Origin of the sequence: Streptomyces sp. NPDC059371 (assembly GCF_042751995.1) — a bacterium.
Lineage (GTDB): Bacteria > Actinomycetota > Actinomycetes > Streptomycetales > Streptomycetaceae > Streptomyces.
Genome location: NZ_JBHYXD010000002.1, coordinates 271,436 through 282,369, shown reverse-complemented (window position 1 = coordinate 282,369; position 10,934 = coordinate 271,436). Strand labels below are relative to the sequence as shown.

11 protein-coding genes are annotated in these 10,934 nt (G+C 72.9%); 7 read left to right on the top strand and 4 right to left on the bottom strand.

Translation table 11 applies throughout. The features are described from left to right. Positions 1 to 46 precede the first annotated feature (46 nt). Entirely contained in the window at positions 47 to 481 is a 435-nt protein-coding gene (locus tag ACFXGX_RS02465; RefSeq protein WP_384783800.1) for a hypothetical protein, read from the bottom strand. Between the two features lie 226 nt (positions 482 to 707). Between ACFXGX_RS02465 and ACFXGX_RS02460 the strand changes: the two genes are divergently transcribed. Then, positions 708 to 995 (top strand): SHOCT domain-containing protein, encoded by a 288-nt coding sequence (locus ACFXGX_RS02460; RefSeq protein ID WP_384783798.1) that lies wholly within the window; start codon positions 708 to 710, stop codon positions 993 to 995. A gap of 214 nt (positions 996 to 1,209) precedes the next feature. Here ACFXGX_RS02460 and ACFXGX_RS02455 read toward each other — a convergent pair whose 3' ends face one another. Both ACFXGX_RS02455 and ACFXGX_RS02450 read right to left on the bottom strand, forming a co-directional pair. Then, positions 1,210 to 1,701, bottom strand: a complete 492-nt coding sequence (locus ACFXGX_RS02455; RefSeq protein WP_384783796.1) for an NUDIX domain-containing protein — start codon at positions 1,699 to 1,701, stop codon at positions 1,210 to 1,212. Positions 1,702 to 1,726: 25 nt separating this feature from the next. Further along, positions 1,727 to 2,794, bottom strand: a complete 1,068-nt coding sequence (locus tag ACFXGX_RS02450; RefSeq protein WP_384783794.1) for an ADP-ribosylglycohydrolase family protein — start codon at positions 2,792 to 2,794, stop codon at positions 1,727 to 1,729. 167 nt (positions 2,795 to 2,961) lie between these two features. Between ACFXGX_RS02450 and ACFXGX_RS02445 the strand changes: the two genes are divergently transcribed. Further along, entirely contained in the window at positions 2,962 to 4,080 is a 1,119-nt protein-coding gene (locus tag ACFXGX_RS02445) for a glycerate kinase (RefSeq protein ID WP_384783832.1), read from the top strand. 243 nt (positions 4,081 to 4,323) lie between these two features. Here ACFXGX_RS02445 and ACFXGX_RS02440 read toward each other — a convergent pair whose 3' ends face one another. Beyond that, complete coding sequence (locus ACFXGX_RS02440; RefSeq protein ID WP_384783792.1) at positions 4,324 to 5,547, bottom strand: PucR family transcriptional regulator; 1,224 nt, start codon at positions 5,545 to 5,547, stop codon at positions 4,324 to 4,326. Between the two features lie 180 nt (positions 5,548 to 5,727). On the opposite strand from ACFXGX_RS02440, the gene ACFXGX_RS02435 reads away from it, so the two are divergent. The 5 genes from ACFXGX_RS02435 to ACFXGX_RS02415 all read left to right on the top strand — a co-directional run bounded on the left by ACFXGX_RS02435 (position 5,728) and on the right by ACFXGX_RS02415 (position 10,746). Beyond that, on the top strand, positions 5,728 to 6,534 hold the full coding sequence (locus ACFXGX_RS02435; protein ID WP_384783830.1) for an ABC transporter ATP-binding protein: 807 nt from the start codon (positions 5,728 to 5,730) through the stop codon (positions 6,532 to 6,534). 154 nt (positions 6,535 to 6,688) lie between these two features. Beyond that, positions 6,689 to 7,474 (top strand): ABC transporter ATP-binding protein, encoded by a 786-nt coding sequence (locus tag ACFXGX_RS02430; RefSeq protein WP_384783828.1) that lies wholly within the window; start codon positions 6,689 to 6,691, stop codon positions 7,472 to 7,474. Continuing rightward, positions 7,471 to 8,361 carry a branched-chain amino acid ABC transporter permease gene (locus ACFXGX_RS02425; RefSeq protein WP_384783790.1) on the top strand — a complete coding sequence of 297 codons (891 nt, stop codon included), beginning with the start codon at positions 7,471 to 7,473 and terminating at the stop codon, positions 8,359 to 8,361. Before ACFXGX_RS02430 ends, ACFXGX_RS02425 begins: the two co-directional genes overlap by 4 nt. Then, positions 8,354 to 9,487: a branched-chain amino acid ABC transporter permease gene (locus tag ACFXGX_RS02420; protein WP_384783788.1), complete on the top strand. Its 1,134-nt coding sequence runs from the start codon at positions 8,354 to 8,356 to the stop codon at positions 9,485 to 9,487. The genes ACFXGX_RS02425 and ACFXGX_RS02420 overlap by 8 nt, the downstream gene beginning before the upstream one ends. Further along, positions 9,484 to 10,746: an ABC transporter substrate-binding protein gene (locus ACFXGX_RS02415; protein WP_384783786.1), complete on the top strand. Its 1,263-nt coding sequence runs from the start codon at positions 9,484 to 9,486 to the stop codon at positions 10,744 to 10,746. The genes ACFXGX_RS02420 and ACFXGX_RS02415 overlap by 4 nt, the downstream gene beginning before the upstream one ends. Positions 10,747 to 10,934: the final 188 nt, after the last annotated feature.

Below are 10,934 nucleotides of genomic sequence, written 5' to 3'. Positions count from 1 at the left end.
GTGCGGGGCCGCCGTCGGCCGGAGATTCCGGGTAGGTCGCGAGCGGCTACGCGGTACGGGCGGCGTCCCGGCCGGATCCGACGCACAGCGCCCAGATGACGAAGGCGTCGATGGCGATCAGCACGCTGGCCCACACCGGGGAGTACGGCAGCCACATGAAGTTGGCGACCATGGCCAGTCCGGCCAGGGTGATGCCGACGATCCGGGCCCACAGCATGCCGCGGAACACGGCGATGCCGGCGAGGACGATCAGGACGCCGAGGGTGAGGTGGATCCATCCCCAGCTCGTGAGGTTGAAGGTGTAGACGTAGTTGCGGGTGGTGACGAACACGTCGTCCTGGGCGATGGCGGCGATGCCCTGGAATATCGCCATCGCGCCTCCGAAGACCATCATGACTCCGGCGAAGGCGGTCCAGCCGGACACCCACGCCCCCGAACCGCCGGCGGATTCCTGTCGGTGATGCGTACCCGTCGTAGCCATTGCGAGCTCCTCCCGCGTAGACCTCGCCACTGACCGGGCGACGGTCGGTGGCCCATTTTTCAGCTTGCCACGGGAATCACGGACCGGCAGATCATCGAAAAGCGTGCCCGGCGGGGACGAGATCGAAGTGCGGGGAAATGGGTTCGGTGCTCCAATGGTTCTGCCCGGTGCGCCGAGATGAATTCGGCGCTCGTTCCGTATGCCGTGTGCCGGAAAGGAAACCACCGTGCCAGGTCTCCTCCGCGGGGTCGCCCGCACCGCCGTGGTGGCGGGTACGGCCACCGCCGTCTCGAACCGTGTGTCACGTCGTCAGCAGGGGCGATGGGCGCAGCAGGAACCACAGCAGCAGTACCAGGAGCAGCAGGCTCCGCCGCCTCCGCCGCCTCCGCCCCCCGCGCCGGGCGACGAGATGACCAGCAAGATCGATCAGCTCAAGCAACTGGGCGACCTCAAGGCTCAGGGCGTGCTGACCGACGCCGAGTTCGAGGCGCAGAAGGCCCGGATCCTGGGCTGACCCGCGTACGCCCGGTCGAGGCCCCTCGTCGAGGACCCTGACGAACCCTGGCGAGGAACCCCGGCTGAGACCGCTTCGCGAACACCGGCCGGCGGCCGGGAGCCCGGCCCCCGGCCCCCGAGGTGTGCGAGAGCCCCTGGACGGCTCGCCCGGTGACCGTTGTCGGTCCGTTGTCGGACCGCCCGTTCGCCGTCGTCGGTCCACGGGTTGGTGCTCAGCCCACCCGGTGGCCGTTCTCCAGTTCCGCCGTGCCCGAGCCCTCCGCCAGGACGTCGAGTGCGGCGAGGACGCGACGGCCCGCGGCGCCCGACAGATGACTCGGCACGTCCTCGCGCGGCACCAGCCGCCAGGACAGCAGCTCCTCCTCCTGCAGCCGGATCGACTTGAGCTCCCGGTCGTCCAGCACCCCGCCGTCGTACAGATAGGCCACCAGCGGCGGGCGCTCCGGTCCCAGGATCCAGTCGACCGCCAGCAGCCGTCCGAGTTCCACGTCGAGCCCGATCTCCTCGGCCGTCTCGCGGCGCGCCCCCTGCCGCGGGCTCTCGCCGTCGTCCGACTCCACGGTCCCGCCCGGAAGCGTCCAGCCGTCGCGGTAGTTCGGCTCGACCAGCAGCACCCGCCCTTCGGCGTCGCGGAAGAGGGCGGCGGCCCCGAGGAGGACACGGGGCAGGCCTGCGATATAGGCGGTGTAGTCCGAAATGCTCACCCCGGAAGCGTAACGAGAAGCCCGCTCAGGCCTCGACCAGTGCGACCGTGCGTGACGCGAGCTCTGTGATCCGTACCCCGTCGAAGCCGAACACCGCGCTGCGGACGGTGTCCTCCAGTGGGTCCTTCCACTGCGGCCCAATCGCCCGCGCACCGCACAGGACGCCCGCGACGGAGCCCGCCGTCGCGCCGTTCGAGTCGGTGTCCAGGCCGCCGCGGACCGTCAGCGTGATGGTGCGGGTGAAGTCGCCGTCGCCGTACAGCAGCCCGGCGGTCAGCACGGCCGCGTTCGGGACCGTGTGGATCCAGCCCATCCCCGCGGTCTCCTCGGACACGGCGATGAGCGTGTCCTCCCAGGACATCCGCGTCTCGTGGAGCGCGAGCACCCGGCGTACGGTGCGGGACAGGCGGCTGCTCGCGGGGATCACGGTGAGCGAGGTCTCCAGCGCGTCCCGGACGGAGGGTGCGGTGAAGGCCGCGGAGATCAGCGCCGCCGCCCACATCGCGCCGTACACGCCGTTGCCGGTGTGGGACAGGACGGCGTCACGACGGGCCAGGGAGGCCGCGCGCAGCGGCATCCCCGGGGAGGTCCAGCCGTAGACGTCGGCGCGGATCAGCGCGCCGATCCACTCCTGGTACGGATTCTCGTACGTGGCGGTCACCGGCGGCCTCAGCCCCTGGGCGAGGTTGCGGTAGGCCGCGCGCTCCGCCGTGAACGTCTGGAGATACGGAAGCCGCGTCAGCCACAGGTCACCCACCTGCTCGGTGCTGAACGAGAAGCCGTATGTCTCCAGCAGGTCGAGTCCGAGGATCGCGTAGTCCACGTCGTCGTCGCGGCAGCTGCCGTGGATGCGGCCGCGCACGCACTCGCGCCACTCGGGCCGCAGCTCGAACTCGCCCCCGTCGCCGTCGTCGGCGGGCCCGGGGAGATAGTCGGTCAGGGGCAGGGCCGCGGCCTGCCGCAGATAACGGTCGATCCGGTCCCGCGTCCAGTGGTCGCCCTGCTCGACCGGCTTGCCGAGCATGTTGCCCGCGATCCGGCCGAGCCAGCCCCCGAGGACGCGGTCGGCGAGGTCGGTGCCCACAGGGGTCATGGCTCCGGTCTACCCAATTCCGCGCGGTCCCGCAGGCTGGGCAGGGGCATGACGGCGAGGGTCCGCTCCGGCTATGGTCGCAGCGGCGCGACTGCCTTGACGTGTGCAAGGCCCAAAAGCAAGGGGAATGCAAGGTGGCGGACGCCGCTGTGGATCGGACCCCGCGTGTGCTCATCGCGGCGGACAAGTTCAAGGGATCACTGACGGCCGTACAGGTCGCGGAGCGGGTGACGGCCGGACTGCGCAGGGTCGCGCCGCACGCCGAGATCGAGTCCCTGCCCGTGGCCGACGGCGGCGACGGCACCGTCGACGCGGCGGTCGCGGCCGGATTCGAGCGCCGCGAGGTGCGTGTCGCCGGACCGCTGGGCCACGAGGTGACCGCCGCGTTCGCGCTGCGCGGGCGGACCGCGGTCGTGGAGATGGCCGAGGCGAGCGGGCTCCAGCGGCTGCCCAAGGGCGTCTTCGCGCCGCTCTCGTCCTCGACCTACGGCACGGGGGAACTGCTGGTCGCCGCCCTCGACGCCGGTGCCGACACCGTCGTCTTCGGCGTGGGCGGCAGCGCGACGACGGACGGCGGGGCGGGCATGCTCTCCGCGCTCGGCGCGCGCTTCCTCGACGCGGAGGGCGAGCCGGTGGCTCCCGGCGGCGCCGCTCTGGCCGACGTGCGGAGCGCCGATCTGTCCGGCCTCGACGGCCGGCTCACCGGCGTCGACCTCGTCCTCGCCAGCGACGTGGACAACCCGCTGACCGGCCCGAAGGGCGCGCCCGCCGTCTACGGTCCCCAGAAGGGCGCCGGTCCCGACGACGTGGCGGTGCTCGACACCGCCCTCGCCCATTTCGCCGGCGTCCTGGAGAAGGAGATCGGACCGAAGGCCGCCGGGTACGCGACCGCGCCCGGCGCCGGTGCCGCGGGAGGGGTCGGCTACGGGGCCCTGGTCCTCGGTGCCCGCTTCCGGCCCGGCATCGAGGTGATGCTCGACGTGCTCGGCTTCGCGCCCGCGCTGGAGCGCGCCACGCTGGTGATCACCGGTGAGGGGTCGCTGGACGAACAGACGCTGCACGGCAAGGCACCGGCCGGGGTCGCGGCGGCCGCCCGGGCAGCGGGCAAGGAGGTCGTCGCGGTCTGCGGCCGCCTCGCGCTCCCGCCCGAGGCGCTCGGCAGGGCCGGCATCCGGCGGGCGTACCCCCTGACCGAGGCCGAGCCCGACATCGCGCGGTGTCTCTCCGACGCCGGACCGATCCTGGAGCGGGTGGCGGAGAACATCGGGCGGGACTTCCTGCTCTGAGGGCCGCTCGCACGCCGGGCCGGTGCCACCGGCCCGGCGTCCTGACCACCGGTTCCTCGGCCTCGGCCGCCAGCCCTTCGGCCCCGGCCACCGGTTCCTCGGCCCCGGCCGCCGGCCATTCGGCCTCGGCCCCGGCCGCCGACTCTTCGGCCCCGGCTCCGGCCACCGGCTCCTCGGACCCGAACCTGGCCACCGGCCCCTCGGCTCCGAGGCCCCGCGGGCCGGTGGCCGGGCGCTCCCGGCTCACCGTCCCGGCCCCGCGACCGCCGTCGCGCCCGCCAGCCGGTAGGCGTCCAGGGCCAGCGTCATCTCGATCAGGTCGCGGGGGCGGGCCAGTGAGCGCGAGGTGAGCTGTTCCAGCCGGCGCAGGCGGTTGAAGACGGTGTTCCGGTGGCAGTACAGCCGTCCCGCCGCGCGCCCCGCGGACCCCTCGCAGGCCAGCCACATGTCCAGCGTCTCGATCAGCACGGCACGGTCCCCGGGTTCGAGCTCCAGCAACGTGCCGAACACGTCCGACACCAGCCGGCCCGCCAGCTCCGGCTGGCTCACGACGAGCGCCGTCGGCATCCGCTGATCGAGGCGTACGACGCCGGTCGCGTCCGGCGGACAGGTGCGCAGCGCCAGTTCGGCCCATCGCCGGGCCCGCCCCAGCTCGCCCAGACCCGACACCACGGGAGAGATGCCGCCCGGGCCCGACCGCCGCCCGTCCAGCACCCGGGCCACCCCGTCCAGGCCCTGTCCGGAGTCCAGCGCCACCACCGCGATCTCGCAGTCGGCCCGCATCCGCCAGATGAACCGCAGCCCCGCGCCCACCACCGGCCGGACGCAGACGTCCCGTCCGTCGTGGCGTTCCGTCCGCAGCACGACGACGGCGTACGGTCCGTGCTCGGGCAGATCGAGACCGGCCGCCGCCCGGGCCGCGAGCCCCGGGGCCTGATGACCCTCCAGCAGCGCGTCGAGCAGGGCCTGCAACTGCTCGTCCGTGCGCCGCCGCAGCTCCCGTTCCGTGGCGAGGTAGGACTCCGAAGCGGTCGCGGCCTGCGCGTCCACCGCCGACCACACCATCGTGGCGCACCGCATGAGCACCGCGAGCCGCTCGGGCTCACGGCTCGCCGCGCTCTCCATCAGCGCGTCCCACACCAGATAGCCGGCGGCACGGTAGGCGTGCACGAGGAGTTCGAGCGGCAGCCCCTGCTGGGCCCGCCTGCGGCCCGCCTCCTCGGCGTGCTCCAGATCGCGGCGCGGTGAGTCCCGCGGCGCGGAGATCGCCTTGATGCCGATGCGCATCGCGGTCTCCGCCTCCCGCCACTGCTGGTCGTACGGCAGCACCTGTCCGTAGACGGGGGAGTACTCGGTGAGCTGCCTGATGTGCTCGTCGACGAGCTCGGGCAGCCGTTCCAGCAGAGCCGTGCACGACTCCGCGAGCAGCTTCCAGTCATGACCGGTCCGCGGTCTGCGCCCTCCCATGGCCGGAGGATGCCACCGGGACCCGGGGTCGCACAGGCCCCTGACACGCGGTGTTGTGCGCGTGCACAACGGGCGGGCGCCACCGGTGGGCTCCCGCCGCGTTTCGGCCGCAGCCCGTGGACGGGGGTGCCCGCCGGTGCTGAGGTGAGCGCCACACCGAGCGAGGACAAGGGAGATGCCATGGGCGGTTCCGCTCTGCACGTGCGGGATCTGTCGGTCGGATACGGCCCCGTACGCGCCCTGCGTCATGTGTCGCTGGAGGTGCCCGAGGCGGCCGTGGTGACGGTCCTCGGCGGCAACGGCGCGGGCAAGTCGACGCTGCTGCGGGCGGTGTGCCGGACCCTCTCCTTCCACGGAGGCGCGGTCACCGGCGGCACGGTCACACTGGGCGGACGCCCGCTCGACCGGCTGCCGCCGGACCGGGTGGTCGCCGCCGGCGTGTCCCAAGTCCCCGAAGGGCGACGGGTGTTCAGCCGCATGACGGTCGCGGACAATCTGCGCGCCGGAGCCCTCGGCGGCACCGGTGGCCGTGTAGGCCGAGCGCGCGCCCTGCGACGGGTGCACGAGCTGTTCCCCGTCCTCGCCGACCGCGCCGGTCAGCGGGCGGGACTGCTGTCCGGCGGGGAGCAGCAGATGCTCGCGGTCGGCCGGGCGCTCATGGGCGCCCCGAAGGTGCTGCTGCTCGACGAACCCTCCCTCGGGCTGGCCCCGTTGATGGCCGCCCGGATCGCCGACACCGTGCGGGAGATCAACGAGCAGGGCACCTCCGTCCTGCTCGTGGAACAGAACGCCGCCCTCGCCCTGCGGCTCGCCTCGACCGCCCATGTCCTGGAGGTCGGCGAGGTCACCTTGTCCGGTCCCGCGGACGAACTCGCCGCCTCCGACGAGGTGCGCCGCCGCTACCTCGGCGTGGTCGACGAGGACGCCGCGGCCGACGGCGCGGCCCCGTCCGACGGCCTTCCGTCCCTGTCCCGCTGGAAGGGGTGAACCCACCGTGGAAGAACACGACGGCACGGCGGCCCGCCCGGCCGCTCCGGCGGCCCCCGCCTGTACGGACGGCCCGGCGACCACCGCGGCCCGTGCGGACGCTCCGACAGCCGTGTCCCGCAAGGCCGTTCAGACGGCTGCCGTGCCCCCGGACATTCCCTCGCTCGACGTCCGGGACGTGACCGTCCGCTTCGCCGGGCTGACCGCGCTCGACGCGGTGGGATTCACCGTGCGACCGGGCACCGTGCACGCCCTCATCGGACCGAACGGCGCCGGGAAGTCCACCTGCTTCAACGTGCTGTCCGGTGTCTGCCGGCCCACCGCGGGAAGCGTCCGTCTCGGGGAGCACGAGCTCACCGGCCTGCCGCCCCACGAGATCGCCGCACTCGGCGTGGCCCGGATCTTCCAGAACCTCGCCCTGCCCCCGCACGCCACCGTCGAGGACTGTCTGCTGCTCGGCCGGCACCGGCTGACCCGCGCCGGATTCCTCGCCGCCGGTCTGCGGCTGCCCTCGGCGGCCCGCGAGGACCGGCGCCACCGCGAACGCGTCCGTGAGATCGCCGCGTTCGTGGGCCTGGAGCGGCAGCTCGGCCGGCCCGCCGGCTCGCTCCCGTACGGACAGCAGAAGCTCGCCGAGCTCGCCCGGGCGCTGTGCATGGAACCCCGGGTCCTGCTCCTGGACGAACCCGTCGCCGGGATGACCGCCGACGAACGGCGCCGTACCGCCGCGGTCATCGCGGGGGTCCGCGACAGCCTCGGCATCTCGATCGTGCTCGTGGAACACGACATGGGGGTGGTGATGCGGCTCGCGGACGCCGTGACCGTACTCGACTTCGGGCGCCGGATCGCCGACGGCGCCCCCGCGGACGTACAGAACGACCCGGCGGTGGTGCGGGCCTACCTGGGCGAGCGCGCCGAGCCAGAGGAGACCGCGTCATGAGCACCTTCGTCGAACTCCTGCTCAACGGCCTGTCCATGGGCTCCGTCTACGCCCTCATCGCCCTCGGCTTCGTCGTCATCTTCAGGGCCACCGAGGTCGTCAACTTCGCGCACGCCTCCCTGCTGCTGGCGGGCGGCTACGTCACCGCGACCCTCCACGACGACATCGGCTTCTGGCCCGCCCTGCTCGCCGGGGTCGCGGGCGCCGCGGTCGTCGGCGCCGCCGTCGAGTTCCTGGTCATACGCCGCTACCGGGGCTCCGACCAGAGCGTCCTCGCGATCGTCACCATCGGCGTCGACATCCTGCTCACCACCGAACTCTCCCGCCGGATCGGCACGGACGTCCTGGCGCTCGGCGACCCCTGGGGCGACGCCGTCCTCACCGTCGGCCCCGTCTCCGTCGCCCACACCCGGATCGCGGCCTTCGTCACCGCGTCCCTGCTCATCACGGCCTTCCTGCTGGCCTTCCGGTACACGTCCTGGGGCGTGGCCACGCGCGCCGCGGCCGAGAGCCCGGAGACCGCGGCCCTGATGGGTGTCCGGCTGGGCCGGGTGTCGCTGGGAGCCTGGGCGGTGGCCGGCGGCCTCGCGGCCGTCGCCGCGCTGTTCCTGACCGTCTTCCCGACTCCCGGGCTGGAACGGGCCACCTCGCTCGCCGCGCTCAAGGCCTTCCCCGCGGCGATCCTCGGCGGCCTCGACTCGACGACCGGCGCGCTGGTCGGCGGACTCCTCGTCGGCGTCACCGAGTCCCTGGCCACCGGCTACCAGAGCGACCTCACCTTCCTCGGGCGCGGCCTCGGCGACCTCGCGCCCTACCTGGTGATGGTCGTGATCCTGCTCATCCGGCCCGCCGGGCTGTTCGGCACGAAGGAGCTCGCCCGTGTCTGAGGTCCTCACCCACGACGAGGCGGGCAGCGCACCCCGCCCAGCCCGACGGCGCACGGTCCGGCTGCCCGCGGCCCGGACCGCCGGCGGGGCCGCGGGCGCCGTCCTGCTGCTCGCGCTGCCCTTCTACGTAGACCGCTTCTGGCTGCAGGCCGGACTGTTCGCGATGGCCGCCGCGATCGGCGCCATCGGCCTGAACCTCCTGACCGGCGCGACCGGGCAGCTCTCCATGGGGCACGCGTTCTTCCTCGCGGTCGGCGCGTACGGCTACTGCGTGTTCGCCGCCGACGGGGGCGACGGGCTGACGGGGCTCGGCCTGCCCGCCTGGCTCGCCGCCGTCCTCGCCGTGGCCGTCTCCGGGATCGCCGGAGGCATCTTCAGCCCGATCGCGGGACGGCTGCGCGGCGCCTACCTCGGCATCGCCACCCTCGCCCTGATCTTCATCGGACAGCACGTCCTGTTCAACGCCAGGGATCTGACGGGCGGCTTCAACGGCCGTGACGTACCGCCGCTCAGCCTGTTCGGTCTCACCTTCGACGACCGCGAGCTGGTCGTCGCGCACGTGCCCTTCGGCTCGGCCGAGAAACTCTGGTACGTGGGGCTGCTGCTGCTCCTCGGCTGCGGGCTGTTCGCCCGCGGGGTGCTGCGCGGCCGGCCCGGCCGGGCGATGAACGCGATCCGCGACCACCGGATCGCCGCCGGGGTGCTCGGCGTGCCCGTGGCCCGCTACCGCGCCGGTGTCTTCGTCCTGTCCTCGATGTACGCGGGCCTGGCCGGGGTGCTGCTCGCCCTGGTCTTCCAGCGCACGGTGCCCGACTACTTCGGGATCACCCTCTCTCTCGACTACCTCGCCATGATCGTCATCGGCGGGCTCGGTTCGGTGGGGGGAGCGGTGGCCGGGGCCGTGTTCGTCTCGCTGCTGCCCCAGGTGCTGACCCGCTACAGCGACACCCTTCCCCTGGTCTCCGACCCGGGAACGGGAGGGATCGCGCCGGGCGAGGCGGCCCGGTACCTGTACGGCGCCGCCGTCGTGGCGGTGGTGCTCTTTCTTCCGGGCGGCCTGGTCAGATTGGCCGCCCGGCTTCGCGTCACACCCCGTCCCGGGGCCACTGAAGGGGAGGAACGATGAGAACGACACACACCGCGAGGCTGGCCGCCGGGGCGCTGGCCGCCCTGCTCGTGCTGGCCGGATGCAGCTCCAAGGCCAAGGACGGCGACGACGGAGAGGGGGCGGCCGGCGGGGTGAAGACCGGCGAGGGGATCTCCGGGAAGACGATCAGCCTCGGCGTGCTCACCGACATGAGCGGCGTCTACGCGACGCTCGGCAAGAGCGTCACCCAGGCCCAGCAGCTCTATGTGAAGCAGACCAACGCCGCCGGCGGCGTCTGCGGCTACAAGCTGGCGCTGACGGTCCGCGACCACGGCTACGACCCGCAGAAGGCCGTCTCCGGCTACACGGAGCTGGCGCCGAAGGTGCTGGGCTTCACCCAGTTCATCGGCTCGCCGTTCGTCGCGGCCGTCAAGCAGCGCATCGACGGCCAGGACAAGGCACTGGTCCTGCCGCAGGCCTGGTCGGCCACCTTGCTGGGCAGCCCGTACATCCGGCCCATCGGCTCCACGTACGACATCGAGACGATCAACGCGATCGACTTCCTGATGAAGGAGAAGGGGCTGAAGAAGGGCGACAGCATCGGCCATGTCTACTTCGAGGGCGACTACGGCGAGAACGCCCTGACCGGCTCCCGGTACATGGCGAAGCAGGCGGGGCTCAAGGTCGTCGAGCAGAAGATCAAGCCGACGGACAACGACATGACCGGCCAGGTCGTCGCGCTGAAGAAGGCCGGGGTGAAGGCCGTCGTGATCAGCGCGGGCCCGCGGCAGGCGGCCTCGCTCGTCGGGGTCGCGGCGGCCGTCAAGTTCGACGTGCCGGTGATCGGCAACAACTCGGCGTTCGCCCCGCAGCTCCTGGCCACCGCGGCGGCCCCGGCCCTGGAGGCGAACTACTACGTCGCGAACCCCTCGCTGCCGATCGGCGCGGACACCCCGAAGGCGAAGAAGCTGGTCGCGGACTACAAGGCCGCCTATCCGAAGGACTCCCTGGACAACGGCGTGGTGGCGGGCTGGACGGCCGCGTCGGCGTTCGGCGAGGCGCTGAAGAAGGCCTGCGCGGCCAAGGACCTCACCCGCGAGGGCGTCGACAAGGCCCTGCTGACGATCAAGGGGTTCGACCCCGGCTTCGGCATCCCCCAGGACTTCACCGACCCGAAGGCGGCCTCGTCGAAGGAGAGCGTCATCCTGCAGCCCGACAAGAACGCGGTGGGCGGGATGAAGGTCGTCCGTGAGGCCGAGGCCTCGTCCGTCGCGCAGGGGTACACACCCGGCGCCTGACCCCGGCGCACGCCCGGCGCATGACCCCCTGCGCCCCAGCGCGGGGGCGCAGGGGGCGGCAGGACTCCGCCCAAGCGGAAGGGCCCCGAACCGTGTGGTTCAGGTGGCCCCACGCCGGGACCTCTGGGAGTAGCAGGAGAGGGGGGTCGGGGGGCACGCTCAGAGCGACCGCAAAGTTTTGACCCCCC